This is a genomic window from Roseateles sp. GW821-FHT02E12 (assembly GCF_059421665.1).
Genome location: NZ_JBWKVK010000004.1, coordinates 845,004 through 869,485, shown reverse-complemented (window position 1 = coordinate 869,485; position 24,482 = coordinate 845,004). Strand labels below are relative to the sequence as shown.

The 24,482-nt window shown below is 67.5% G+C and carries 22 protein-coding genes; 7 read left to right on the top strand and 15 right to left on the bottom strand.

The window, feature by feature from the left end; genetic code table 11:
- The first annotated feature begins 2 nt into the window (after positions 1-2).
- Together AC07V5_RS26785 and AC07V5_RS26780 are read left to right on the top strand one after the other, a co-directional pair.
- The gene (locus AC07V5_RS26785) at positions 3-773 is read left to right on the top strand and encodes an ABC transporter ATP-binding protein (RefSeq protein WP_495118670.1); all 771 of its coding nucleotides are present in this window, start codon (positions 3-5) and stop codon (positions 771-773) included.
- Positions 770-1,495 (top strand): ABC transporter ATP-binding protein, encoded by a 726-nt coding sequence (locus AC07V5_RS26780; RefSeq protein WP_495118669.1) that lies wholly within the window; start codon positions 770-772, stop codon positions 1,493-1,495. The genes AC07V5_RS26785 and AC07V5_RS26780 overlap by 4 nt, the downstream gene beginning before the upstream one ends.
- Here AC07V5_RS26780 and AC07V5_RS26775 read toward each other — a convergent pair whose 3' ends face one another.
- From AC07V5_RS26775 to AC07V5_RS26760, 4 genes are all read right to left on the bottom strand, one after another.
- Positions 1,496-1,840: a protein tyrosine phosphatase family protein gene (locus tag AC07V5_RS26775; protein ID WP_495118668.1), complete on the bottom strand. Its 345-nt coding sequence runs from the start codon at positions 1,838-1,840 to the stop codon at positions 1,496-1,498.
- Between the two features lie 9 nt (positions 1,841-1,849).
- Positions 1,850-2,296, bottom strand: coding sequence for a GatB/YqeY domain-containing protein (locus tag AC07V5_RS26770; protein WP_495118667.1), 447 nt, complete (start codon positions 2,294-2,296; stop codon positions 1,850-1,852).
- 108 nt (positions 2,297-2,404) lie between these two features.
- The gene (gene rpsU / locus AC07V5_RS26765; protein ID WP_007833691.1) at positions 2,405-2,617 is read right to left on the bottom strand and encodes a 30S ribosomal protein S21; all 213 of its coding nucleotides are present in this window, start codon (positions 2,615-2,617) and stop codon (positions 2,405-2,407) included.
- A 187-nt stretch (positions 2,618-2,804) separates the two neighbouring features.
- Positions 2,805-4,025 carry a BaiN/RdsA family NAD(P)/FAD-dependent oxidoreductase gene (locus AC07V5_RS26760; RefSeq protein WP_495118666.1) on the bottom strand — a complete coding sequence of 407 codons (1,221 nt, stop codon included), beginning with the start codon at positions 4,023-4,025 and terminating at the stop codon, positions 2,805-2,807.
- Positions 4,026-4,240: 215 nt separating this feature from the next.
- Between AC07V5_RS26760 and AC07V5_RS26755 the strand changes: the two genes are divergently transcribed.
- Complete coding sequence (locus AC07V5_RS26755) at positions 4,241-5,254, top strand: GGDEF domain-containing protein (protein ID WP_495118665.1); 1,014 nt, start codon at positions 4,241-4,243, stop codon at positions 5,252-5,254.
- Positions 5,255-5,301: 47 nt separating this feature from the next.
- Here AC07V5_RS26755 and AC07V5_RS26750 read toward each other — a convergent pair whose 3' ends face one another.
- Together AC07V5_RS26750 and AC07V5_RS26745 are read right to left on the bottom strand one after the other, a co-directional pair.
- Positions 5,302-6,177 carry a hypothetical protein gene (locus tag AC07V5_RS26750; protein ID WP_495118664.1) on the bottom strand — a complete coding sequence of 292 codons (876 nt, stop codon included), beginning with the start codon at positions 6,175-6,177 and terminating at the stop codon, positions 5,302-5,304.
- Entirely contained in the window at positions 6,174-7,151 is a 978-nt protein-coding gene (locus AC07V5_RS26745; RefSeq protein ID WP_495118663.1) for a glycoside hydrolase family 43 protein, read from the bottom strand. The genes AC07V5_RS26750 and AC07V5_RS26745 overlap by 4 nt, the downstream gene beginning before the upstream one ends.
- A 247-nt stretch (positions 7,152-7,398) precedes the next feature.
- Between AC07V5_RS26745 and dnaE the strand changes: the two genes are divergently transcribed.
- From dnaE to AC07V5_RS26730, 3 genes are all read left to right on the top strand, one after another.
- Positions 7,399-10,947, top strand: coding sequence for a DNA polymerase III subunit alpha (gene dnaE / locus AC07V5_RS26740; RefSeq protein WP_495118662.1), 3,549 nt, complete (start codon positions 7,399-7,401; stop codon positions 10,945-10,947).
- Between the two features lie 85 nt (positions 10,948-11,032).
- Positions 11,033-13,507 carry an O-linked N-acetylglucosamine transferase family protein gene (locus tag AC07V5_RS26735; RefSeq protein ID WP_495118661.1) on the top strand — a complete coding sequence of 825 codons (2,475 nt, stop codon included), beginning with the start codon at positions 11,033-11,035 and terminating at the stop codon, positions 13,505-13,507.
- 88 nt (positions 13,508-13,595) lie between these two features.
- The gene (locus tag AC07V5_RS26730; protein WP_495118660.1) at positions 13,596-14,885 is read left to right on the top strand and encodes a patatin-like phospholipase family protein; all 1,290 of its coding nucleotides are present in this window, start codon (positions 13,596-13,598) and stop codon (positions 14,883-14,885) included.
- Positions 14,886-14,889: 4 nt separating this feature from the next.
- On the opposite strand, the gene AC07V5_RS26725 is transcribed toward AC07V5_RS26730, so the two are convergent.
- Entirely contained in the window at positions 14,890-15,153 is a 264-nt protein-coding gene (locus AC07V5_RS26725) for a ComEA family DNA-binding protein (protein WP_495118659.1), read from the bottom strand.
- Positions 15,154-15,156: 3 nt separating this feature from the next.
- Entirely contained in the window at positions 15,157-16,893 is a 1,737-nt protein-coding gene (locus AC07V5_RS26720) for an ABC transporter transmembrane domain-containing protein (RefSeq protein WP_495118658.1), read from the bottom strand.
- A 33-nt stretch (positions 16,894-16,926) separates the two neighbouring features.
- On the opposite strand from AC07V5_RS26720, the gene AC07V5_RS26715 reads away from it, so the two are divergent.
- Positions 16,927-18,057 (top strand): glycosyltransferase, encoded by a 1,131-nt coding sequence (locus AC07V5_RS26715; RefSeq protein ID WP_495118657.1) that lies wholly within the window; start codon positions 16,927-16,929, stop codon positions 18,055-18,057.
- Here AC07V5_RS26715 and AC07V5_RS26710 read toward each other — a convergent pair.
- The 7 genes from AC07V5_RS26710 to rpsA form a co-directional block, all read right to left on the bottom strand.
- The gene (locus tag AC07V5_RS26710; RefSeq protein ID WP_495118656.1) at positions 18,008-19,039 is read right to left on the bottom strand and encodes a glycosyltransferase family 2 protein; all 1,032 of its coding nucleotides are present in this window, start codon (positions 19,037-19,039) and stop codon (positions 18,008-18,010) included. The genes AC07V5_RS26715 and AC07V5_RS26710 overlap by 50 nt on opposite strands.
- The gene (locus AC07V5_RS26705) at positions 19,039-19,986 is read right to left on the bottom strand and encodes a glycosyltransferase family 32 protein (protein WP_495118655.1); all 948 of its coding nucleotides are present in this window, start codon (positions 19,984-19,986) and stop codon (positions 19,039-19,041) included. The genes AC07V5_RS26710 and AC07V5_RS26705 overlap by 1 nt, the downstream gene beginning before the upstream one ends.
- Positions 19,987-20,059: 73 nt before the next feature.
- A complete protein-coding gene (locus AC07V5_RS26700; RefSeq protein ID WP_495118654.1) occupies positions 20,060-20,773 on the bottom strand; it encodes a glycosyltransferase in 714 nt (237 codons plus the stop codon).
- Positions 20,774-20,870: 97 nt separating this feature from the next.
- A complete protein-coding gene (gene lapB, locus AC07V5_RS26695; protein WP_495118653.1) occupies positions 20,871-22,013 on the bottom strand; it encodes a lipopolysaccharide assembly protein LapB in 1,143 nt (380 codons plus the stop codon).
- Positions 22,003-22,302 (bottom strand): LapA family protein, encoded by a 300-nt coding sequence (locus AC07V5_RS26690; RefSeq protein WP_495118652.1) that lies wholly within the window; start codon positions 22,300-22,302, stop codon positions 22,003-22,005. The genes lapB and AC07V5_RS26690 overlap by 11 nt, the downstream gene beginning before the upstream one ends.
- Positions 22,303-22,328: 26 nt before the next feature.
- The gene (locus AC07V5_RS26685; protein WP_056202110.1) at positions 22,329-22,628 is read right to left on the bottom strand and encodes an integration host factor subunit beta; all 300 of its coding nucleotides are present in this window, start codon (positions 22,626-22,628) and stop codon (positions 22,329-22,331) included.
- A 110-nt stretch (positions 22,629-22,738) separates the two neighbouring features.
- Complete coding sequence (rpsA, locus tag AC07V5_RS26680) at positions 22,739-24,451, bottom strand: 30S ribosomal protein S1 (protein ID WP_495118651.1); 1,713 nt, start codon at positions 24,449-24,451, stop codon at positions 22,739-22,741.
- Positions 24,452-24,482 lie beyond the last annotated feature (31 nt).

Below are 24,482 nucleotides of genomic sequence, written 5' to 3'. Positions count from 1 at the left end.
CGATGCTGAAACTGCAATCCGTCTCGCGTCATTTCGGCGGCCTCAAGGTGCTGCAGGACGTCAGCTTCGACGTGCCGGCCGGTGGCATCTTCGGCTTGATCGGGCCCAACGGCGCGGGCAAGACCACGGTCGTCAACCTCATCACGGGCCTGCTGCCGCCGACCTCGGGCGACATTCTTTTCAATGGCGTGAGCCTCGTCGGCCGCAAGCCGCACCAGATCACGGCGGGCGGCATTGCTCGCACCTTCCAGAACATCCGCGTGTTCAAGGAGATGACGCTGCTGGAGAACGTCATCGTCGGCATGCATGGCCGCCTGGCCTATGGCCCGGTTGGCCTGCTGCTGCGCAGCCCGGGCTTTCGCACCGCCGAGCGGACGGCTCGCGAGCGGGCGCGCGAACTGCTGTCGTGGATGAAGCTGGACCACAAGGCTGACGACATCGCCGACAACCTCAGTTATGGCGAGCAACGCAAGTTGGAGTTGGCGCGTGCGCTGGCTACCGAGCCCAAGCTGCTGCTGCTGGACGAGCCGGTCGCCGGCATGAACGGCGCCGAGAAGACCGAGCTGATGGACGAGATCCGCAACATCCAGGCACGCGGCTACACCATCTTCATGATCGAACACGACATGCGCTTCGTCATGGGCCTGTGCGAGCACATCGCCGTGCTGAACTTCGGCCGCATCATTGCCCAGGGCGGGCCGGATCAGGTCCGCAACGACCCGCAGGTCATCGAGGCCTATCTGGGGCGGGACGACGACGAGGTGGCGGCATGAGCGGCGGCGAATCTCTGTTGAGCGTGCGCGGGCTGGCCGTCAACTACGGCCATGTCGAGGCTGTGCGCGGCATCGACCTCGACCTGGCTGCAGGTCAGATCACGACGCTGGTCGGCGCCAACGGTGCCGGCAAGTCGACAACGCTGATGGCGCTGTCTGGCCTCGTGAAGAAGGCGACGGGCCAGGTGCTGTTCGACGGCAAGGATATTTCCGCCGTGGCGCCGCACCGCATCGTGGCCAGCGGCCTCGTGCAGGTGGCCGAGGGCAGGGCGACTTTGACGACGCTGAGCGTGCGCGAGAACCTGGAACTGGGCGCGTACACGAGGCGCGATGGCTCGGCCGCGCGGGCGCGCGATATCGACCATGTCTACAGCCTGTTCCCGCGCCTGGCCGAGCGAGCCACGCAGATGGCCGGCAGCCTGTCGGGTGGGGAGCAGCAGATGCTGGCCATCGGCCGAGCGCTGATGGCCAAGCCACGGCTGCTGCTGCTGGACGAACCGTCCATGGGCCTGGCGCCCATCATCGTGCAGGACATTTTCCGCACGCTCAAGGCCATCAATGCCGACGGCCTGACCATCTTCCTGGTCGAGCAGAACGTGAAGCAGGCGCTCAGGCTGGCCCAGCGTGCCTATGTGATCGAGAACGGTCGCATCGTGCTGCAGGGCAGTGGCAGCGAGCTGCTCGGCGACCCGCGCGTGCAGGCCGCCTACCTGGGTCACTGATCAGCCGAGTTGCTGAGCCTGGAGAAACAGCCGCGACGAGCGCGCGCCCGAGCGGCAGAACACCAGCAGCGGTCGCGGAAGCTCTGCCAGCAAGTCCGCAAAGGCAGCGATCTCTTCGGGCGACTGGTAGCCACCGGCCACCGGCAGATGGCGGTATTCCAGGCCGGCGGCCAGGGCAGCAGCCTCGATGGCCGCAGAGGTCGGCTGGTCGGGGCCGTGCTCGAAGTCCGGGCGGTTGTTGACCACGCTCTTGAAGCCCATCGCCGCGGCTTCGGCCATGGCTTCGGGCGTCAGTTGCGGGGCGACGCAGACATCGGGCGTCAGCGCTTGCAGGGGCAGGCTCATCGCGGTTCCTTACTTGGCCAGCGCGGCTTTGACCGCGCTTGAGACCGTGCTCATCTCGGCCACGCCGCCGAGGGCGGCCTTGGCGGCGGCCATGACCTTGCCCATGTCGCCCGGGCCGCTGGCGCCCAGCTCCGCGACGATCGCGGCGACCTTCTCGGCCACAGCCTCGGCACTCATGCGCTCGGGCAGATAGGCCTGCAGCACGGCCAGTTCGGCCGTTTCCTTGGCGACGAGATCGTCGCGGCCGGCGGCGGCGAACTGGCTGATCGAGTCCTTGCGCTGCTTGATCAGCTTGTCGACGATGGCGACGAGGGATGCGTCGTCCACGACAACGCGCTCGTCCACTTCCTTCTGCTTCACGGCAGCCAGCAGGCCGCGGATGGTCAGCAGACGGTCGGCTTCCTTGGCGCGCATCGCGGCCTTCATGTCTTCGGTGATGCGGTCTTTCAGGCTCATGGGGAGATCCGGTTCAAAAAGACAAAAACCCGCAACAGCGTCCTGTGGCGGGTCTTGGAGTTCAACCAGAGCTGCTTTGAAACAAGCTCCGGGTGGCGTCTGAAACGATCAGTACAGCTTCTTGGGCAGCTGCATGCTGCGCACGCGCTTGTAGTGGCGCTTGACGGCGGCAGCCTTCTTGCGCTTGCGCTCGGCGGTGGGCTTCTCGTAGAACTCGCGGGCGCGGAGGTCGGTCAGCAGGCCCAGCTTTTCGATGGTGCGCTTGAAGCGACGCAGTGCGACGTCGAACGGCTCGTTTTCCTTGACGCGGATGGTGGTCATTTATTTCCTTCAGATTGCGCTCGGTGTTCGCGGCTGGGATCAGCAGCAGGTTCCGGATTACTGCTTCTCTGGGTACTTCTCTGAAAAACCTATCGGCTTTCTTCGAGAAGTGCAGCGAATCGACGCGCGGGTTTGCTAGCAAAGCCGAGGATTGTAGCCGGGAAATCAAGGACTTGCCAAGATTTGCTCAGGCAGGTGTTGGCGCGGCGGCCATGGCTTGTGCGCAGGCCACCGCGCTGGCCCAGGCCCATTGAAAGTTGTAGCCACCCAGCCAACCCGTCACGTCGACGACTTCGCCGATGAAATACAGGCCCGGCACGTGCTTGCTCTCCAGCGTCTGCGAGCTCAGGTCGCGGGTAGAGACGCCGCCGCGCATGACCTCGGCCTTGCGCCAGCCCTCGTCGCCGCTGGGCATCAGTTGCCAGTCGTGCACGCTGCGGCCCAGGCGCTGCAGGTCGGCGTCGCGGCATTCGGGCAGTGTTCGGGTGGCATCGAGCTTGGCGCGCTCCAGCCATGCGGCAGCCAGGCGCTGCGGCAGGTGCGTGCCGAATTCATTGCCGAGCTGGCGGCGCGATGTCGTCTTGGCTTCGAGCAGCGCTTTGTCCAACTGCAGCTCGGGCGCCAGGTTGATCTGCAGCGGCTGGTCGCCGGCCGTGCGGTAGCTGGAGATCTGCAGGATGGCGGGGCCGCTCAGGCCGCGGTGGGTGAACAGCAAGTCTTCCAGGAAGCGGCCCCGCGCCTTGCCGGCGCCGCAAGACACCTCGACCGGCAGCGACAGCCCGGCCAGCGCGGCGAAAGGCGCCCAGATGTCGGCGTCGAAGGTCAGCGGCACCAGGGCCGGGCGGGGTTCGACGATGGCGTGCCCAAAGCGCTTTGCCAGGCGCATGCCCCAGTCGCTGGCACCGATCTTGGGCACCGGCAGGCCACCGGTCGCGACGACGACGCGCTGCGTCCGGACCAGGCCCTGGCTCGTGTCCAGTTCGAAGCCGCCATCACTTGCTTGGCGCACATCCGCCACCGTGCAGGGCTGCCAGCGCGTCACGCCACCGGCTTCGCACTCCTTCAACAGCATCTGGATGATCTGCTCGGCCGAGTCGTCGCAGAACAACTGGCCTTTGTGCTTTTCATGGAAGGCGATGCCGTGGCTCTGCACCAGCTTGATGAAGTCCTGCGGCGTGTAGCGGGCCAGGGCCGAGCGGCAGAAGGCTGGGTTCTCGGACAGGAAATTGGCCGGCCCGGCTTCGCGATTCGTGAAATTGCACCGCCCACCTCCCGAGATACGAATTTTTTCGGCCAGCTTGGGCGAGTGGTCGATCAGCAGCACTTTGAGCCCGCGTTGGCCGGCCTGGGCCGCGCAGAACAGCCCTGCGGCACCTGCCCCTACTACCACCGCATCGAATCCCTGCATATGCCTCCCGTGAATGGGGCGGCATTGTCGTGGGTGAGTTCGCCGAAACTCGTTAGGATTCACGTCGAGTAGCAAAAGGGTCTTCTAGGGGGGGAGGCCCGATTCATGGGGTGGTCCGGCCTTGCTGGTGCCGCTTTTGCCCCACTACATTCCTCGACACCCTTGGCGCATTGCGGCTTTCCGCCGCGAGCGCGCGATCGCATCAAAACGATTTCATGGACATGACTGCCGACCAGACCGCGATGGAGCCGCAACCCGGCAGCCTGGCGCATTGGCTGGCGGGACATGCCGAGCTGGGCAGCGAAGCGCTGGCCGGGCTGCTGGCGCTGATCGAGCCTTTGGGTAGCCAGGCGGCCATCAAGGCCGTGGCCACCGGCCGCTACGTGTTCGCGAATGCCGGCTTGGCCCAGATGTTCGAGCGCGAGGCCGTCGTCGGTCATACCGACGCTGAGTTGCTCAGGCCCGACGAGACGACGGCATTGCGCCGCGTCGAACAGACCGTCATGGCTCAGCGGTTCCCGGTCGTCAGCGAACACAAGCTGGAGATCAACGGGCGCCGGCGCGAGTTCAGCGTCACGCGCCTGGCCCTCGGCGCCGATTTCCTGCTCGCGGTCTGGCACGAGCGCACCGAGGAGCGTCACCGCGAGGCGCATCTGCAGCGCGCGTTGGCCCAGATTGAGCAGCAGCAGAGCGCCATTGAGCAGATTCGCCGTGAGCTGCAACTGGGTTCGGGCCGCGACGATGTCTCGGGCCTCTACATGCGCCCGCAGTTCGACGATCAACTGCTGCGCGAGATCGACCTGTCGTCGCGCGAGCACCGGGAGTTCGCGCTCGTCGTCATCGCACTGGACACGTCGTCGGCCATTGCCGGCCTGGGCGAAGACGCGCAGCAGCGCCTGCTGGAGGGCATCGGCCGCATGCTGCGCGCCAACACGCGCGCCATGGACTCGGCCTGCCGCATCGGTGCGCAGCGGTTCGCCGTGCTGCTGTCGGGCGTGGGCCTGGCGACGGCGCATGCGCGCATGGAGCAGCTGCGCCGCCAGTGCGCGGCGCAGATCGTCGTGCTCAACGGCCAGGATCTCGGGCTGTCGATCTCGATGGGTGTGTCCAGCTTCCCGCACACGGCGTCGCGCCAGGACGAGCTGATGGCCGCCAGCGAGGCGGCCGTTCACGAGGCCCAGCGCCGCGGCGGCAACCAGGTGGTGCTGGCGTCCATCGCCTTCGGCTGAGGCCGGAGCGCCACGGTCGGCCAGGGGCCGGCCATGGCGCGCAAAACTCAGGACTGCAGCAGGAAGCGACCCAGCTCGCGCCCGCGCAAGGCAGCCGCCAGCCGTCGGGCCAAAGCCAGCGCCGCGGCGGGCTCTTGCAAAGCGCGCGAGGCAGCGCAGCCGTCACCGCGCAGGCAGGCCAGCCACACCTCGGGATCTCGTTCGTCACAGGCCAGCCCGAACTGGCAGGGCAGCAGCCGCAGCGCGGCCTGCGCCAGCGCGCGGTCGGCCTCGCTGTCGAAACGCTGGCCATCGAAATACAACACCGGTTCACCGGCGATGCGGCGCAGCAGCAGGCGTGGGCCTAGTTCGTCGAGAAGCAGGGCATCCGGCCGCGCGAACACTGTCTGCAGCAGTGCTTCGTCGTCCCGGTCGGATTGCAGCAGCGCCAGCAGCGGGTCGTCGACGGCCTCGTCCGCCGCGATGTTGACCAGGGCCAGCCATTCGGCATTGGCGAACTGCGTGCAGCCGGCCGCGAGGGCCGCTTGGTACGCGACGGCACGCTGGTGGTGGGCGTCGTTGGCGTCGGGCGGCTGCTCCGGCGCGGGAAGGCCGGCCAACGCCGCGCAGCGCCTTGCCAGCGCGCGGGCATAGAGTCGCCCGCCCTGGGCACGCGCAGCCAGCGCGGCATGCACGCTGGCCCGCAGGTTGGCGCCGGGTGCCGCGAGCAGGGCGCCCAGATCGACTGCAGGCACCGCCGGCGCGAGCACAGCCGGTGGCGGGACCGTCTGGACCGTGCCAAGTTGTTGCGGCGGCGCTGCGCTTGACGTGGCAGCGGGCACCACAGGCGGGCTGAGCCGCACGGTTTGCGGCTCAGGCTGGCCCCACCAGGCCCAGGCCAGCAGCGCGACTCCCAGGAGCAGCGCCGCCGGCGGTGCGATCACCAGACCGCTTGTGGCCATCCGTCCGACCCCCAGGTCACGTTGTTGATGAACAGCACCGGCGCACCGTTGTTGTTGGCGTCATAGGCGTGCCACGCGATCACCGAGCCGTCGGCCAGCAGCGACTGCCCGCCCGGGCCCTTGAAGCGCGTGCCGCTGGACGCCAGCACCGTGCCGCCGCCGGACAGCATGGCGACGCCAGCTTTGTCGGCATACGGCCCGGTGATCGACGTCGAGCGGCCAACGACGATGCGATAAGTGCTGTTGGCGCCCTGGCAGCAGGCGTTCTTGGACGCGAACAGGTAGTAATACGTCGTGCTGCCGATGGCCTTCTTGACGACAAAGCCGTTCTCGATGCCGTTGACCGTGTCCTTGGCGATGTTGGTGATGCCGCCGCTGGGCGGCTTCAGGTTGGTCTTGCTGACGCGGGTGATGTGGATGCCGTTCCAGAACGAGCCGAAGACGAGGTAGGGGTCGCCATTGGCCGCGAGCACGAAGGCGGGGTCGATGGCGTTGTAGCCGTCGCCAGCCTTGGAGGTCAGGATGGCGCCCTGGTCCACCCACTGGCCCGAGGCGATGCCGCCGGCCGAGGTCGTCAGGCCGATGGCCGACTTCTGCGAGCCGAAGCTGGAGATGGCGTAGTAGCAGTAGCCCAGGCCGCTGTACTCGCCGCAGCCGGGCGCCCAGACCATGGCGGTCTTGTTACTCGGCAGATAGGTCTTCCACCAGGCCAAGCCGCCGCTGAAGATGGGCCCGCCCTGTGTCCAGGCCGTGCCGTTGCTGGAGTACTTGACGCCGATGCCGCCGTTGTCGGTGGTCTCGAACAGCCACCAGGTCGAGCTGGTCTTGTAGATGTTGGGGTCGTGGGTGGCGAGCGAGCCGGTTAGGGTCCAGGGCGCCGCCTGGGCGGGAGCCAGCAGGGCGCTGAGCGCGCATGCGGCGGCAAAGCGCACGAGGCGCTTGCAAGTCATGAACATGGTTTTGTCTCCGGGTGTGGCGGGCTGCCTCGTACGGGCGAGCCTCGTGGGTTGCCCGGTACCGGCGCCAGCCCCGGGCAAATGAATTAAACATGACTATTTAAAGAAGCAGCCCCCGCGCTTACGCCGATTCAGGAGTTGATATCGATTAAAAGTAATACTTAAACTTTTCAACCTCGCTCGGCTCATGTAAGCGTTGCCACGCCCGCTCGCCGCGGCGGGTGGAGCGGCTTCCTACAATGCCGCGATGCCCGAGACCGCTGTTCAAGACCTGCCCTTCGTCCACCTGCGCATGCACACCGAGTTCTCGGTCGTGGACGGCACCCTCCGCACCGATGACGCCGCCGACGCTGCGGCCGCGGACGGGCAGGTGGCGGCGGCGATCACGGACCTGGCCAACCTCTTCGGGGGCATCAAGTTCTACTCGGCCATGCGCAAGAAGGGTGTGCAGCCCATCCTGGGTGCCGACTGCTGGCTGGAGACCGACGCCACCGACAAGCCGCCCACGCGCCTGCTGTTGCTGGTGCAGAACAGCCAGGGGTATCTGAACCTCAGCGAACTGCTGTCGCGTGCCTGGATCGACAACGTGCAGCGCAACCAGGCCTGCCTGAAATGGGAATGGCTGACGGAGCTGGGCGCAGGCTTGATCTGCCTGTCGGGCGCCCAGCATGGCGGTCTGGGCCAGGCGTTGATGCAGGGCGACACCGTGCGCGCCAAGGAATGGGCGCAACGACTGTCCGACGTGTTCCCGGGGCGCTTCTACGTCGAGCTGCAGCGCGCCGGCCTGCCCGGCCAGGAGGCGCTCGTGCAGGCCAGCGTGCCGCTGGCGGCCGAGCTGGGCCTGCCGGTCGTGGCGACGCACCCGGTGCAGTTCCTCGGCGAGGACGACTTCGAGGCCCACGAGGCGCGCGTCTGCGTGGCCGAGGGCGAGACGCTGGCCAACCCCAAGCGCATCAAGCGCTTCCTGCCCAGCCAGTACTTCAAGACGCAGGCGCAGATGCGCGAGCTGTTCAGGGACGTGCCGAGCGCCATCCAGAACACCATCGAGATCGCACGTCGCTGCTCGCTGACGTTGGTGCTGGGCAAGCCGCAGCTGCCCAACTTCCCGACGCCGCTGATGGAAGACGGCACGCCGATGCCGATGGACCGGTACTTCCGCGAGCTGAGCCACGAGGGGCTGGTGGGGCGGCTGGCGCACCTGTTCCCGAATGAGGCGGAGCGCGACAAGGAACGGCCGCGCTACGTCGAGCGGCTGGAGTTCGAGCTGAACACCATCATCAAGATGGGCTTCCCGGGCTACTTCCTCATCGTGTCGGACTTCATCCGCTGGGCCAAGGCCAACGGCTGCCCGGTCGGCCCGGGCCGGGGCTCGGGTGCGGGCTCGCTGGTCGCTTACGCGCTGCTCATCACGGACCTGGACCCGCTCAAGTACAACCTGCTGTTCGAGCGCTTCCTGAACCCGGAGCGGGTGTCCATGCCCGACTTCGACATCGACTTCTGCCAGGGCAACCGCGACCGCGTCATCGACTACGTCAAGGACAAGTACGGCCGCCCAGCGGTCAGCCAGATTGCGACGTTCGGCACCATGGCGGCCAAGGCCGCGCTGCGCGACATCGGCCGCGTGCTGGGCATGGGCTACGGCCATGTCGACAGCATCGCCAAGCTCATCCCGGCGCCGCCGGGCAAGACGGTGACGTTGGCCAAGCTGCCGCCCAACTTCGACCCCGACAAGGCCAAGGTCATCTACGCCCGCCACGAGGCGCCGGAGCTCGAGGAGCGCGAGCAGAGTGACGAGGAAGTGGCTGAGCTGCTGAAGCTGGCTGCCCGCGTGGAAGGCATGGTGCGCAACATCGGCATGCACGCCGGCGGCGTGCTGATCGCGCCGGGCAAGATCACCGACTTCTGCCCGCAGTATCAGCAGCCCGGCTCGACCTCGGCCGTGAGCCAGTTCGACAAGGACGACGTCGAGGCCATCGGCCTCGTGAAGTTCGACTTCTTGGGCCTGGCCACGCTGACCATCCTGGAGCTGGCCAAGGACTTCATCATCGCCCGCTACCCGGACCGCAAGGGCTTTGACTGGGCCAATGTGCCGCTGGTCGACAAGAAGGTGTTTGACCTCTTCGGCAAGGGCTACTCCGAGAGCGTGTTCCAGTTTGAATCGCCCGGCATGCAGCGCCTGTTGAAGGACGCCAAGCCCTCGCGCTTCGAGGATCTGATCGCGCTGGTGTCGCTGTACCGCCCGGGCCCGATGGACCTGATCCCGTCGTTCGTGGCGCGCAAGCACGGCAAGGAAGTCATCGAGTACCCGCACCCGCTGCTGGGCCAGGTGCTGGAGGAGACCTATGGCGTCTTCGTCTACCAGGAGCAGGTGATGCAGGCCGCCCAGGTGCTGGGTGGCTACAGCCTCGGCGGCGCCGACATGCTGCGCCGCGCGATGGGCAAGAAGAAGGCCGAGGAGATGGCCGTGCACCGCGAGATCTTCCGCAAGGGCGCCGCGGTCAAGGACATCGACGAGAAGAAGGCCGACGAGGTCTTCGACCTGATGGAGAAGTTCGCGGGCTACGGCTTCAACAAGTCGCACGCCGCCGCCTACGCCTTGCTGTCTTACCACACGGCCTGGCTGAAGACGCACTACACGGCCGAGTTCTACGCCGCGAACATGACCATCGAAATGGACGACACCGACAAGCTCAAGGTGTTGCTCAACGACGCGAAGATCTTCGGCATCGAGTTCCAGTCGCCCTGCGTGAACAAGGGCGTCTACCGCTTCGAGCCCATCACCAACCGCCTCGTCAACTACGGCCTGGGCGCCGTCAAGGGCACGGGCCGCGGCGCCATCGAAGCCATCATCGCGGCGCGCGAGGCCGGCGGGCCGTTCCTGAGCTTCTACGACTTCTGCCTGCGCGTGGACCGCAAGGCCGTCAACAAGCGCGCGGTGGAGGCGCTCATCAAGGCCGGTGCCTTCGACAGCATCAACCCCGAGCGCTCCAAGCTGCTCGCCAGCGTCGGCCGCGGCTACACGCACGCCGAGACGCAGGAGGCCAACGCCGACCAGGGCGGGTTGTTCGACTTCGGCGACTCGCACGCGGCCTCGCATGTGGAGCCCGACCTCGTCGACGCGGCGGTGTGGAGCATCAAGGAACGCCTGTCGCTGGAGAAGACGGCCATCGGCTTCTACCTGTCGGGCCATCTGTTCGACCACGGCGGCGCCGAGGTGCGGCGCATCGTCAAGCGCCAGATCGCCGATCTCGTCGACAGCCGCGAGCCGACGCTGGTGGCCGGCATCGTCAGCGACCTGCGCGTCATCAACGGCCAGCGCGGCCGTGTCGCCATCTTCAAGATCGACGACAAGAGCGACGCCATCGAGGCCGTGGCCAACGAGGAGCTGCTGAACGCCAACAAGGAGCTGTTGGCCGAGGACGAAATGATCATTGCCCAGGGCAAGGTGCAGAACGACCGCTTCTCCGGCGGCCTGCGCATGAACGTGCAGGCCGTGTGGGGCCTGGCCGCGGCGCGCGCCAAGTTCGGCCGCCACCTGCTGCTGGGCAACGCCGGTGCCGCTGGGTTGCTGCACGAGCTGGTGCAGCGCTTCCCGCCGCGTGAGATGCCCACGGAGGAGGGCGGCATGCGCAAGGTCGGCCTGCCGGTGCGCGTGGCCGTCAAGGCGGAGCCCGACGCCGATCGGGTCGGCGCTCGCTGGCTGGTGGAGTTGGGCGAGGCCAGCCGCTTCTGGCCGGCCGATGAGGCGCTGGCCAAATTGGGCGCTGCGGCTGAAGTGGTGTACGACGCCGGCTGAGGCCTGCCGCCGAAGAACGCCCTGCACAGGTGGCAGGGCGTTGCAGCCCGTACCCCGCCCACAAGTTTGAACAAGGAAATCAGGCGTGAGCAAGAAGAACAAGCATCGATCTGAAGGAAAGCAGGGTCACGCTCCGGTTGCCCAGGCCTTGCAACTGGACCCGCAGCAAGCCTTTCAGCAGGCGGTCGCCTGCTACGGCGCGCGTGACTGGAAAGCCGCCGAGAGCCTTTGCCGGCAGATCCTGGGCAAGTTTCCGGAACACGCCGACGCACTTCATCTGCTCGGCTCCATGCTGCTGCAGAGCGAACGCCTCGAGGACGCTCGGCTCGTGCTCGAGCAGGCCTTGGCGCTCCAGCCGGGCAACCCTGCGATCGCGAACAAGCTGGGCATCGTCTGCACCCACCTGAAACGCTCGGAAGAAGCGCTGGCGCATTTCTGCGCCGCCCTCGAGGCGAACCCCCAACTGGTGGAGGTTTACGCGGCGCGTGGAGCCCTCCATGAGTCGATGGGCCAGCACGATGCGGCCGTTCGCGACTTCGCCAAGGCCGTCGAACTCGCGCCGGAGTTCGCGCTCGGGCATTTCCTGCTGGGCAACGGTCTGACGGCGCTCGGCCAGCCGGCTCAGGCCGTGGATTGCTACGACCGCGCGCTGGCCCTCGCACCCGGTTTTGCCGACGCGCTTCATGCGCGCGGCAACGCTTTGCGAGACCTGGACCGGGCGGGTGACGCGCTGGCCAGCTACGAGCAGGCCATCCAGCTCGACCCGAACCACTTTGCAGCCTTGAGCAGCATGGCGGACTTGCTGGTTCAGCAGTCACGCCATGACGCGGCCTTGGAGGCGCTGGACAAGGTCATTCGCTTGAAGCCGGATTACCAGGACGCGCTGGTCCTCAGAGGATCCGTGAGGTACCAACGATCGGAGCTTGACGAGGCTTACCGGGATTTCGCCAAGCTGGTGGAGATCGACCCTGCGAACTTCAAGGCCTACCTCAACATCGGCCACATCCACTTCCGGATGAGCCGATTCCCACAGGCCTTGGGGAACTATGACCAGGCGCTCCGGCTTGAACCTGACGACGCCATCGCGCACCTGAACCGCAGCATGGTCCTGGCATCCATGGGTGCTGCAGACGAGGCCTTTGAGAGCAACGCCCGGGCCATGGCGCTTGCTCCCGAGATGGCGGAGGTCGTCTGCAATCAGGGCAATCTGCAGGTGCGTTCGCGGCAACTCGAAGCGGCCGCATTGAGTTTCCGCCGGGCCTGCGAGATGAAGCCCGATTTCGTCGACGCGCGCAGCAGCCTGTTGTTCGCGCTGAACTTCATGGCTGAAGTTCCGCCGGACGTCGTCAAGCACGAGGCGGCGCTTTGGAACCAGCACCATGCCGCGCCTTTGCAAAGCGCCCGCTATGCCCACGTGCCGCCATCGGCGCCCCGGCAGCGGCTGCGCCTGGGCTATGTCTCGTCGGACTTGCGGCATCACGTCGTCGCCAACTTCATGGCGCCCATCCTGGCTCACCACGATGCGCAGCAGTTCGAGGTGTTCTGCTATCACTGCCACCCGGTTCAGGACGACGTGACGCAGGCGCTTTCACGGGGTGTCGAGCATTGGCTCAACGCCGCGACGCTGTCCGCCGAGGCGTTGGCGCGCAGGATCCACGACGACGGCATCGATGTGCTCGTGGACCTCTCCGGCCACTCCGAAGGCAACCGCCTGCTCAGCTTTGCGCTCAAGCCAGCGCCGGTCCAGATGACTTACCTGGGCTATCCCGGCACCACCGGCCTGGAGGCGATGGACTACCGCATCAGCGACATCTACGCCGACCCGCCCGAAGCCGACGTGCGCTATACCGAAGAGCTGCTGCGCCTGCCTCACAGCCTGTGGTGCTACCGCCCGGCGCCGGGCATGCCGGCGGTAGGCAGCCTGCCTGCGCTTGGCAAGGGGCACCTCACCTTCGGCTCGTTCAACAGCTTCAGCAAGGTCGACCGCAGGAGCATCGAGCTTTGGGCTCAGCTGATGACCGCCGTGCCCGACTCGCGCCTGGTCGTGGCGACGGTGCCCGAAGGCCAGGCCAGGGTCGTGTTCCTCGAGCAATTCGCATCGCTGGGCGTGGACGCGTCGCGCATCGAGCTGCACGGAAAACTGTCCTCGACAGAGTTCTGGGCCCGGCTTGAACGGGTGGACATTTCGCTGGACCCGTTGTCGGTCAACGGTGCCACCACCACCTGCGAGTCCCTCTGGCTGGGCGTGCCGGTCATCTCCCGGGTGGGGGCACGGTTCCTGGAGCGCGCCGGATTGAGCATCCTCACCACGGCCGGCCTGCAGGACTTCGCCTGTGCTTCAGACGAGGCCTGCGTCCAGCTGGTGCAGCAGCTGGCGGGCGATCTGCCTCGCCTGGCGGCATTGCGTGCCGGGCTGCGCGCAACGTTGCAAGGCACGCCGCTGACCGACGCGAAGACCTTCACCCGGTCACTGGAAGCGCTGTACAGCAACGCCTGGCTCCGATGGAGCTCCACGGAGCAGGGCGGCCCGCGCGAGGTGCCGCAGGTCGTCAGCGGCTGAAATAGCGCCCTTTTGCAACGCATCACCCGGGGATAGCCGGGGCAACAAGCCCAGGGCAGGGCGAAGAATTCGGCGATGATTTCGCCTGATGCTGCATGCCGTGCCCAAGCCCCTCGCCGGGCTAGTTCGCCCGCAGCCGGTTACGGGGCTGATCCTGACCGGCGGTGGCGCACGTGCGGCCTACCAGGTGGGTGTGCTGGCCGCGATCGCCCAGCTGCGCCGTGATGCCGGCGCGACGCAGACCAACCCCTTTCCCGTCATCAGCGGCACCTCGGCCGGCGCCATCAACGCGTCGACGCTGGCTTGCCATGCCGATGACTTCGACGGTGCCGTCGATGGCCTGCTGCATCTCTGGCAGGGCCTGCACGTCGAGCACATCTACCGCGCCGATGCCTTCGAGGCGGTGAAGAGCGGCGCGCGCTGGCTGAGCATGCTGAGCCTGGGCTGGGCCCTGGCGCGCTGGACGCGCAGCCGGCCACGCAGCCTGCTCGACAACAAGCCGCTGCGCGAGCTGCTGGGCCGCTACCTGAACATGGACCGCATCGAGGCGATGCTGGATGGCAACCACCTGCGTGCGCTGGCGCTGACCGGCTCCAGCTACACCTCGGGCCAGCACGTCACCTTCTTCCAGACCCACCACCACGTCGTGCCCTGGCTGCGCGAGCAGCGCATGGCCGTGCAGGCGCGCTTGACGCTGAGTCATCTCATGGCCTCCTCGGCCATCCCCTTCATCTTCCCGGCCGAGCTGGTGGAGCTGGAGGGCATGGCCGAGTGGTTTGGCGACGGCTCCATGCGCCAGAGCGCGCCGATCTCGCCGGCCGTGCACCTGGGCGCCGAGCGCGTGCTCGTCATCGGCGCGGGGCGCATGAAGGAGCCCGAGGGCCGACGCGTCGCCGCGACCGACATGCACCCCAGCATGGCCCAGATCGCGGGCCATGCGCTGTCCAACATCTTCCTGGACGCACTGGCCGTGGACGTGGAGCGGCTGCGCCGCATCAACCGCACGTTGTCGTTGCTGCCGCGCGAGACGCGTTCGGCGACGGCGCTGCGGCCCATCGAGCTGCTCGTCATCGCGCCCAGCCGCCGCCTGGACGACCTGGCCAGCGAGCACCAGGCCAGCCTGCCGCATTCGGTGCGCGCCATGCTGCGGGCCTTCGGCGTCAGCGGCAAGGGCAAGGCGATGAGTGGCTCGGCCCTGGTCAGCTATCTGCTGTTCGAGCCCAGCTTCATCAACGAGCTGATCAACCTCGGCATGAGCGACACGCTGGCCAAGCGGGCCGAGGTGCAGCGCTTCTTCGGCTGGCCGGCGCGGGCGCCGCAGATCGACCCAGCGCTGCTGCGCAAGGGGCGCTCAGCCGGTTTTGCAGCCGGCTGTTGACGGTTCAGCCGGCTGGTGAGAAAGCGGCGCCGCCCACGCGCAGGCCGGCCGCCGACAGCTTGCCTGCCGCAGCTGCCTTGATGCCCGGCACACGGTGCATCAGATCGACCCAGTCCTTGAACGGCCGCGCGGCCAGCAGGCGCTGCACGAGGGCGGGGCCCAGGCCGGGCAGGGATTCCAGCTCGGCGCGCGTCGCGGTGTTGGCTTCCACTTCCTGCTGAGCCACCGCAGGCAGCGCCGCCCAGAGCAGCAGCGCGCGGCGCTTCATCAATCAGGCCTCGCCGGCCTGTGCCCGCACCATGGCCGCGTAGGCGCCATCGCGTGCGATCAGCTCGGCATGGGTGCCGGTCTCGACGAGCTTGCCGGCGCCCAGCACGTGGATGGCATCGGCATCGCGGATGGTGGACAGGCGGTGGGCGATGACGATCAACGTCTTGCGGCCCGACCAGGCGGCCAGCGCCTGCTGCACGGCGCGTTCGCTCTCGGTATCCAGCGCCGACGTGGCCTCGTCGAAGATCCAGATCGGCGCTTCCTTGTACAGCGCCCGCGCAATGGCCAGGCGCTGGCGCTGGCCGCCGGAGAGCTTGCTGCCGTTGGCGCCGACGGCGGTGTCCGCCCCCTCGGGCAGGGTCTGCACGAAGTCCCACAGGTGGGCGGCGCGCAATGCCGCTTCGAGCTTGGCCTCGTCGCGTGGCTGGGCGTAGGCGATGTTGTGGGCGATCGAGTCGTCGAACAGCACGATGTCCTGCGATACGACGGCGAACTGGCGGCGCAGGCTCAGGCGGGTCAGCGTCTCGATGTCGCTGCCATCCAGCACGATGCGGCCGGCATCCGGCCGTGCGAAGCCCAGCAGCAGGTTGATGATGGAACTCTTGCCAGCGCCCGATGCGCCGACCAGGGCCGTCGTGCGGCCGGCGGGGAAGGCGAGGCTCAGGCTATCGAGGGCCGGCTGGGCGGTGCCCGGGTAGGTCAGGCTGACGGACTCCATCGCCAGCTCGCCCTGCGCGGCACCGGGCAGCTCGTGGCCGCCGCTGTCGGCCTCCTTGGGAGCGTCCATCAGCTCGAAGCAGCCCTTGGCGATGACGGAGGCGCGCGTCATCGGCGCGGCCAGGTCGGATAGGTGGCGCAGTCGCGATGTCAGCAGCAGCAGCGCGGTGACGAATTCGGCAAAGGCTTGCACGCCGGTGCCGCTGGCACGCGCCTGCCACAGCGCCACGCAGATGATGAAGGACAGGCCGACGCTGGCGACCAGCTGCGAGATCGGCTGCGCCAGCGCGCCGGCGGTGGCCGTCTTCAGGTTGTTGCGACGCACCTCCTGCGACACCTCGGCAAAGCGCTGGCGCTCATGCTCGGCCGCGCCGAACTGGCGCACCACGCGCCAGGCGCGCGTGATGTCGTCCACCTTGTTGACGAGCACCAGCTGCGCGTCGTAGGAGCGCGTGGCCATCAGTCGCATGCGCTGGTTGACCTTCTTCATGACCAGCGCCATCAGCGGCGTGACGACGAGGCTGAGCAGCGTCAGCTGCCAGTTCAGATAGAAGAGATAGGCCAGCATCGCCAGTGCCGGCAGGCCGTCGCGCAGCAGGCTCATGCCGACGTCGCCGACGAGCTGCAGGATCTGCTGCGGATCGTTGACGACCTTGCTGACAGCGGTTCCCGGCTGCATGCGGGTGTAGACCTGGGCGTCCAGCCGCAGCAGCGCGTTGACGAGTGCCGCGCGGAAGTCCATCACGCTGCGCGTGACCGTCCAGTTGAAGAGGTACTGGCCGGCGAAGCCGAAGATGCCGCGCAGCAGGTACAGGCCGATCAGCACGACCGGGATCATCCACAGCGGGAAGGCGTCCTTGGTGAAGCCTTCGCCGAAGGCATAGCCGATCAGCTTGGGGATCATCGGCTCGGTGGCCGCCGCGCCGATGTAGGCGAGCACGGTCAGCAGCGCACCCCAGCGGTGGGGGTAGACGAACTGGCCAAGGCGGTGGGCAGGGGAGACGTTGGCGTCGAGAGACATGGGGCGCGATTGTCCCTCCTACACTGCGCGCCAATGCCGAACCCGACGACGACACCCGAGCGCCCGAAAGTCGTTCATTTCGTGACGGGCGGTTTCTCGGGGGCGACGCAGGTGGCCGTCGATCTTTGCCTGTCGGCCCTGCAAAGCGGGCCCTTCGAGCCCGTGCTGGTGCTCAGGCTCAAGCGGCACACGCCGATGGCCCGCGTCGAGGCGCTAAAGGCCCAGGGGCTGGCGGTGCATCTCGTGTCGGGCTGGTCCCACCTGAAGACGATTGCCGAGTTGGCCGAGCTGCTGCGCGGGCTGCGCCCGCTGGCCCTGCTGGCGCATGGCTTTCCCGAGCACCTGATCGGGCGACACGCGGGTGCGCGCGCCGGTGTGTCGGTGCTGATCCAGGTCGAGCACAACTCGCGCGAGCGCTACACGCCGTGGAGCCGCTGGCAGAGCCGCCGGCTGGCGGAGAAGAGCGCGGCGCTGGTCGGCGTCAGCGAAGGCGTGCGCCAGAGCCTGCTGGCCCAAGGCCTGCCGGCGGAAAAGACACTGGCGATTCCGAACGGCATCGACCTCACGCGCTTTGCCGAGCCTGGGGGCGAGCGAGAGGCCGGGCTGGTCATGTCGGCCCGCTTCGCACGGCAGAAGGACCATGCGACGCTGCTCGAAGCCGTGGCCTTGCTGGCCTCACGTGACGGCCTGAAGCCTGGCCTGCAGTTGGCCGGTTCAGGCCCTCTGCTGGCGCGCATGCGGGCCAAGGCCGGCCGGCTGGGCTTGGCGGGCCAGGTGCGCTTTCTCGGCCATCACGGCGACATGCCGGGGCTGTTGCGCTTGCAAGCCATCTACGTGCTCGCCACGCACTACGAGGGCATGCCGCTGGCGTTGGTTGAAGCGATGGCTGCCGGTTGTGCCTGCATTGCGTCGGACGTCATCGGCGTGAGTGGCGTCATCGAGGACGGCGTGACGGGGCTGCTCGTGCCCGAGGGCGACGCGCCGGCTTTGGCCGGTGCGATTGCGCGGCTGCTGCGAGACCCGGCGCTGATGGCGCGTCTGGGCACTGCGGCCAGGGAGCGCGCGCTGGCCGAGCATGGCCTGGCGCTGATGCGCCAGCGCTACGAGGCGCTGATCACCCGCTGCGCCACCACTGAAGGCCGCGCAGCCAGCGCCCGCGCCTGAAGTAGGCGGCCAGCAGCGCGCGCCGGGATAGCGGTGAGGAGCGGTCGAAGCGCTCGGCATCCATCTTCAATCCAGCCAGCGCATCACCGCCCAACTGCAGGCGGCGCCGCTTGGCGCGCAGCAGCGTGCGGGCGCAGAAGTGGGCGATCTCGAAGCGCGTGCGCTCGTGCAGCGGCGGCAGTTCGGCAGCGAGGCCATCGAGCGCCCAGGTCCAGTCGTCCAGCCGTTTCTCGTCCAACTGCCTGAGCAGGCTGCCACCGCGCTGGCGGTAGGCGACCCAGACCTCGGCTACATGCAGATGCCGCGGTGTGCGCAGCATCAGGCGCGGGTAGACGGCCATGTCTTCGAAGACGCGACCCTCGGGAAAACGCAACTCGGCCGGCCAGCAGGCGCGGCGCACGATCTTGCTCCAGGGGTGGAACTGGCCATGCACGAAGAAGCCGCGCAGGCGCTGGTCGACGTCATTCATCAACACGCGGCTCGGGCCGTCGAAGCTGGCCATGTGGCGGTGGCGCGGCTTGATGGACTCGGTTGACGGGCCATCCTCGAAAACGCGGAAGTCGCAGCTCAGCAGATCGGGTTGGTGCTCGGCCAGCAAGGCCTTCAACCGGGGGATGACACCCGGCTCGACGAGGTCGTCGGGGTCGATGAACCACAGGTAGTCGCCGCGCGCCTCGTCCAGCAGGCGGTTGCGCGCAGCGCTGACGCCGCGGTTCTCGGGCTGGCGGATAAGCCGGGCCTGTGGCAACAGTTGCGCCACCAGGGCTGCCGAGGCGTCGGGCGAAGCGTCGTCGACGAAGATGAGTTCCACGCCGTCATCGAGCTGGGGTTTCAGCGATTCGATGCAGGCTCGCAGCCAGGGCTCGACCCGGTACATCGGGAACAGCAGGCTGAGCCAGGGTAGCGATGGAGCACCCTTCGCGCTACGCGCTGTCCCGCCGAGCGGGAGCTGAGCGCCTTCGGGCGGCCGGGCGGCGCTCATCACGGTTGGCGGTCTAGCAGGTGGCGCAGGGCGCTGAAGGGCGACACGAGGCCACGCTGCCAGTTGCGCTCGACGACTGCTCGGTCGCCACCGCGCAGCTTCAGCACGGCGGGCAGCACGCGGGGGCAGGGCACCAGGGCCAGCCGGGCGTAGAGGTGGCGCTTGCGCCAGCCCACGGCGGCCAGCCAGGCGAAGGGGCCGTCCTCGGCGCGCAACAACACCAGGCGCGCGAGCTGGGGCTCACGGTCCAGCAGGTCGCCGGCGGCGACGTGCATCAGCAAATAGCGCTGGAAGTCCTCGGTCAACGCCTGCACGACGCGCGCATGCCGGCCTTCGCTGCGCAGCCGCTGCAGCAGCGGTTCGGCGCCTTCGTCGAGTGCGCGATCAAACGCGGCGGCCAGCGCCGTGGCGAAGCGGCCGCCGGGCACTGAGGCCATCAGCCAGTTCTCGACGATGGGCAGCTCGGGCCTTGTCGTGTAGCGGTCGATGTAGAAACCGACGTAGTCCGCCGCACGGCGCCGGCGCGTCTCGTGCAGCCAGGCGAGGTCGCGGCTCAGCAGCATGGATGCATCCATCCATACGCCGCCATGCCGCGCCAGCAGCTGGATGCGCAGCCAGTCGGCCTGGCGGTAGGCGGGCAGGGCGTCGAAGTCGGCACGCAGCGCGGGCAGCCAGTCGGCGACGTTGCTTCGGTCGAGCAGGCGCAGCTCGTGGTCGGGCGCGAACCGGCGCCAGTTGTCCAGGCAGGCCTGGATGAATGGCGGCGGCGGGCTGGTTTGCCAATAGGTCCAGATGACCTTGGGAATCTCGTCCTGGCAGATCGGTGCCGATTCGCCGACGACGACCACGCGCGTCTGCTCCGGCACTCTGGCGCGTAGCACCGTGGCGAGTTCGCGCAGAAGCAGGCCAGCAACGATGGCCAGCACGCCAAGAACGACGATGTTCATTGGTGCACCCTTCGGCCTGCGGCCTGTCCCGCCAAGCGGGAGCGAGCTTGCTTGGGGCGGCCCTGCGCGGCGCTCATTCCCGCCAGTGGTCGGCGATCCAGCGCGCCGGCCGTGCGTGGCGCCAGTTGCCGTTGCTGCGACCGGCCAGCGCGTCGGGCGGGTTCATCACACCGTGGAAGATCAGGATGCGCGCGCCCTTGGGGATGAAGGGATCACGCCAGTAGCTCGTCGGCCAGGCCGGGATGCAGTGGTATTTGTAGCTGGCGCACCAGGCGTCGTCCCAATACTTGAGCTTGCCTTGGCGGTGCAGCACGGCGGACAGGAAGGCCTGCTCGTTGCGGAAGTCTGTCTTGGCCTTGGCCTGGTCGGCGACGAATTCGGTCAGCACGTCTTGATGCCCGCCCAGCTCCCAGCGGTACACCGAGGAGTTGCCCGTCACGCGCCAGGGGCGTTTCCAGTCGTGGATGACGAGGAACTCGCCGGGCACCTCGAAGAAGGGCGTGATGTCGTCGACGATGACGACGTCCAGATCGAGGAAGAGGGCGGTGCCGCTCAGGCCGTATTCGTTGACGAGCACGGGGCTGAAGGTCGTCAGTTTCTTCCAGCCGCGTTCGGGCTCGCCGTTGGGCAGCGTCAGCTCGGGGATGGGGAAGCAACGCACCTCGCTGCGGATGCCTTCGGTGCGGTCGGTCAGGCAGACGAGGTTGAAGTCGCCACGCAGATGGCGGCGCACCATCGCGTAGAGGCGATTGACGTACTCGGGGCCGTATTTCGTGCCCCACTTCATGCAGACGATGGTTCTCACATCGACCGCCCGGCCGCCCGTAGGGCGATGTGCGCCCCCTCGGGGGGCAGTGCCCAAAGGGCGCGTGGGGGTTTCGTCATCACAGCTCTTCCACGTGGCGGGGCGGGTAGGTATCCCAGTTCAGGCAACCCGGGCACTGCCAGAAATAGTGGGCGGCTTCAAAGCCGCAGGCGGCGCAGCGGTAGCGCAGCAGCGGCTTGCTGGCCTTCTCCAGCGTCTGCACCAGCGGCGCGGCCTCTTCAGGCGGCAGCGCGGAGGCGTTGAGCTTGAGCAGCTCGGTGGCAGCCGACAGGGCCGGTTGCTCGCGCAGGTGGGCGGCCAAGCGTTCGCGCTGCGGCGCGGGTTGCAGCGTGGCCAGTGCCCGCAGCAGATGCATGCTGGGGGCTTGCTTGTATTGCTCCAGCAGCAGGGCGATGGCGCGCTCCGGCTGGCCCAGGCTTTGCGCAGCCGCGGCGCAGTCGGCCGCGACCAGATTGAAGGCCGCCGGGTTGGCTGCCAGCAGCTTCACGAACGCGGCCATGGCCGCTTCGGGCTGGCCGGCCTTGAGCAGCATCTGGCCTTGCAGCACATAGGCGCGGGCCGCTTCGGGCGCACGGCGCTGGGCCTGTTCGAGCAGGGACGGCACCAGGTCCGTGTGCCCCTGGGAGCTGGCGACAAGGGCCTGCTCGCAAAGGTAGTGGGCGATGCGGCTGGAGAAGGAGCCGGTGCCGGCGGACTCGAGTTCGGCGGCGACCTCGGCGGCCTTGGCCCAGTCGCGCGAGCGCTCATACAGCGACAGCAGGGCCAGCCGGGCTTCGCGCTCGAAAGCGGTGCCGCGCAGCTCCGCATAGGCGGCCTCGGCGCGGTCGAACAGGCCGGCCTTGAAGAAGTCCTGGGCCAGCTCGTGCTGGGCGCGGTCGCGGTCGGTCTTGGGCAGGTCGCCACGGCGCAGCAGGTGCTCGTGCACGCGCACGGCACGCTCGGTCTCGCCGCGGCGGCGGAACAGGCTGCCGAGGGCGAAGTGCAACTCGGACGTGTCGGGGTCGTTCTGGACGGCTTCGATGAAGGCGTCGATGGCCTTGTCCTGCTGTTCGTTGAGCAGCAGGTTCAGGCCCTTGAAGTAGGCCTTGGGCGATTCACGCTGTTCGAGCTTCCACTGTTTGGAGTCGAGCTTGGAGGCCAGCCAGCCGAGCACGAAGACGACGGGCAGGACGAAGAGCAGCCAGCGCGGATCAAACTCCATCTTGGTGGGCAGCGTAGGGAACGGCAGGCGCCTCGGGCGCGGGAATGGGGGTACCGGGCAGCGGCTCGGCACGCTGGGCAGCGCGGCGGTGGCGCCACCAGGCAGGCACCATAGCCAGCACGCCGAACGCGGCGCCCAGGCCAAAGGCCAGCAGCACGATGATGACTTGCGGCGCACGCCATTCGTGGCCGAAGAACCAGCGTACGGTGGCGTCGTGGCTGTTGTTCAGCGCGAAGGCGAACAGCGTGAAGAAGAGCAGGGCTCGCAGGAGCCAGACGAGGGTGCGCATGGCCCCGGATTCTGACTCAGGCCGACTCAGGCGTCCGTCACCGGCAGGTGCTTGTCGACGGCTTCGCGCAGGGCCTTGCCGGGCTTGAAATGAGGTGCCAGCTTCTCCGGGATCATGACCTGCTCGCCGCTGCGCGGATTGCGGCCCACGCGGGGAGGGCGGCGGCTGATGGAGAAACTGCCGAAGCCGCGGATCTCGATGCGGTGGCCGCGCGCGAGGGCATCGCTCATCGCGTCGAGGATGGTCTTGACCGCGAACTCGGTGTCGCGCTGGGTCAATTGGCCAAATCGTTCGGCGAGGACGGCGACGAGGTCGGAGCGGGTCATAAGCGAAGCGGCTTGCCGGTCTTGGAATTGAAACAGGCCCGCTGGCGAGGCCGGCGAGCCTGTAGGGAGCATACCCGGCCTCCGAAGAGACCGGGCAGGTCAAACAGAGCTTAGTTGCCCTGGTTGTCCAGCTTGGCGCGCAGCAGGGCGCCCAGGCTGGTGGTGCCGGCGTTTTCACGCTCGCTCGACTGGCTCAGGCGCGTCATGGCTTCCTGGTTGTCGGCGTTGTCCTTGGCCTTGATGGACAGCTGGATGTTGCGGGTCTTGCGGTCGATGTTGACGACGATCGCGGTGACTTCGTCGCCTTCCTTCAGCACGTTGCGGGCGTCTTCCACGCGGTCGCGGGAGATTTCCGAGGCGCGCAGGTAGGCCATCACGCCTTCGGTCAGCTCGATCTCAGCGCCGCGCGGGTCGACGGTCTTGACCTTGCCGGTCACCGAAGCGCCACGGTCATTGATCGTGGTGTAGGCAGTGAACGGGTCGCTGTCCAGCTGCTTGATGCCCAGCGAGATGCGCTCGCGCTCGACGTCCACGGCCAGCACGACGGCTTCGACTTCCTGGCCCTTCTTGAAGTTGCGAACGGCGGTTTCGCCGGTCTCGTCCCAAGACAGGTCGGACAGGTGCACCAGGCCGTCGATGCCTTGCGCCAGACCAACGAACACGCCGAAGTCGGTGATCGACTTGACCGGGCCCTTGACCTTGTCGCCGCGCTTGACGTTCTCGGCGAACTCTTCCCACGGATTGGCCTTGCACTGCTTCATGCCCAGGCTGATGCGGCGCTTGTCTTCGTCGATTTCCAGAACCATGACTTCGACTTCGTCGCCCAGCGAGACCAGCTTGCTGGGGGCGATGTTCTTGTTGGTCCAGTCCATTTCGGAGACGTGCACCAGGCCTTCGATGCCCGGCTCGATCTCGACGAACGCGCCGTAGTCGGCGATGTTCGTGACCTTGCCGAACAGGCGCGTGCCGGTCGGGTAGCGGCGAGCAACGCCGAACCACGGGTCATCGCCCAGCTGCTTGATGCCCAGCGATACGCGGTTCTTCTCGGCGTCGAACTTCAGGACCTTGGCGGTCAGTTCCTGGCCAACCGTCACGACTTCGGACGGGTGACGGACACGGCGCCATGCCATGTCGGTGATGTGCAGCAGGCCGTCGATGCCGCCCAGGTCCACGAACGCACCGTATTCGGTGATGTTCTTGACCACGCCGTTGACGATGGCGCCTTCGGACAGCGTTTCGAGCAGCTTGGCGCGCTCTTCACCCATGGAGGCTTCGACCACGGCACGACGCGACAGCACAACGTTGTTGCGCTTGCGGTCGAGCTTGATGACCTTGAATTCCATGGTCTTGCCCTCGAACGGGCTCATGTCCTTCACCGGGCGCGTGTCCAGCAGCGAACCGGGCAGGAAGGCGCGGATGCCGTTGACCAGGACGGTCAGGCCGCCCTTGACCTTGCCGGAGACGGTGCCGGTCACGAAGTCGCCGGACTCCAGGGCCGTTTCCAGGCTCAGCCACGAGGCCAGGCGCTTGGCCTTGTCGCGCGACAGGATGGTGTCGCCGTAGCCGTTTTCGATGGCGTCGATGGCGACGGAGACGAAGTCGCCGACCTGGACTTCCAGTTCGCCTTGGTCGTTCTTGAACTCTTCGATGGGCACGTAGGCTTCGGACTTGAGGCCTGCGTTGACGACGACGAAGTTGTGTTCGACACGAACGACTTCAGCCGAGATCACTTCGCCAGCGCGCATGTCGGAGCGCTGCAGCGACTCCTCGAACATGGCGGCGAAGGATTCCATGCCGGAAGCGGCGGTTTGGGTTTGGGACATGTTGATAGATCCTGATGCGCCGGGGAGCCCC

Bases quoted from the DNA above. Each gene is read 5' to 3' on its own strand.
- AC07V5_RS26785 (WP_495118670.1), top strand. From the start codon at position 3: ATGCTGAAACTGCAATCCGTCTCGCGTCATTTCGGCGGCCTCAAGGTG.
- AC07V5_RS26780 (WP_495118669.1), top strand. From the start codon at position 770: ATGAGCGGCGGCGAATCTCTGTTGAGCGTGCGCGGGCTGGCCGTCAAC.
- AC07V5_RS26775 (WP_495118668.1), bottom strand. From the start codon at position 1,840: ATGAGCCTGCCCCTGCAAGCGCTGACGCCCGATGTCTGCGTCGCCCCG.
- AC07V5_RS26770 (WP_495118667.1), bottom strand. From the start codon at position 2,296: ATGAGCCTGAAAGACCGCATCACCGAAGACATGAAGGCCGCGATGCGC.
- rpsU (WP_007833691.1), bottom strand. From the start codon at position 2,617: ATGACCACCATCCGCGTCAAGGAAAACGAGCCGTTCGACGTCGCACTG.
- AC07V5_RS26760 (WP_495118666.1), bottom strand. From the start codon at position 4,025: ATGCAGGGATTCGATGCGGTGGTAGTAGGGGCAGGTGCCGCAGGGCTG.
- AC07V5_RS26755 (WP_495118665.1), top strand. From the start codon at position 4,241: ATGGACATGACTGCCGACCAGACCGCGATGGAGCCGCAACCCGGCAGC.
- AC07V5_RS26745 (WP_495118663.1), bottom strand. From the start codon at position 7,151: ATGTTCATGACTTGCAAGCGCCTCGTGCGCTTTGCCGCCGCATGCGCG.
- dnaE (WP_495118662.1), top strand. From the start codon at position 7,399: ATGCCCGAGACCGCTGTTCAAGACCTGCCCTTCGTCCACCTGCGCATG.
- AC07V5_RS26730 (WP_495118660.1), top strand. From the start codon at position 13,596: ATGCTGCATGCCGTGCCCAAGCCCCTCGCCGGGCTAGTTCGCCCGCAG.
- AC07V5_RS26725 (WP_495118659.1), bottom strand. From the start codon at position 15,153: ATGAAGCGCCGCGCGCTGCTGCTCTGGGCGGCGCTGCCTGCGGTGGCT.
- AC07V5_RS26720 (WP_495118658.1), bottom strand. From the start codon at position 16,893: ATGTCTCTCGACGCCAACGTCTCCCCTGCCCACCGCCTTGGCCAGTTC.
- AC07V5_RS26715 (WP_495118657.1), top strand. From the start codon at position 16,927: ATGCCGAACCCGACGACGACACCCGAGCGCCCGAAAGTCGTTCATTTC.
- AC07V5_RS26710 (WP_495118656.1), bottom strand. From the start codon at position 19,039: ATGAGCGCCGCCCGGCCGCCCGAAGGCGCTCAGCTCCCGCTCGGCGGG.
- AC07V5_RS26705 (WP_495118655.1), bottom strand. From the start codon at position 19,986: ATGAACATCGTCGTTCTTGGCGTGCTGGCCATCGTTGCTGGCCTGCTT.
- AC07V5_RS26700 (WP_495118654.1), bottom strand. From the start codon at position 20,773: ATGAAGTGGGGCACGAAATACGGCCCCGAGTACGTCAATCGCCTCTAC.
- lapB (WP_495118653.1), bottom strand. From the start codon at position 22,013: ATGGAGTTTGATCCGCGCTGGCTGCTCTTCGTCCTGCCCGTCGTCTTC.
- AC07V5_RS26690 (WP_495118652.1), bottom strand. From the start codon at position 22,302: ATGCGCACCCTCGTCTGGCTCCTGCGAGCCCTGCTCTTCTTCACGCTG.
- AC07V5_RS26685 (WP_056202110.1), bottom strand. From the start codon at position 22,628: ATGACCCGCTCCGACCTCGTCGCCGTCCTCGCCGAACGATTTGGCCAA.
- rpsA (WP_495118651.1), bottom strand. From the start codon at position 24,451: ATGTCCCAAACCCAAACCGCCGCTTCCGGCATGGAATCCTTCGCCGCC.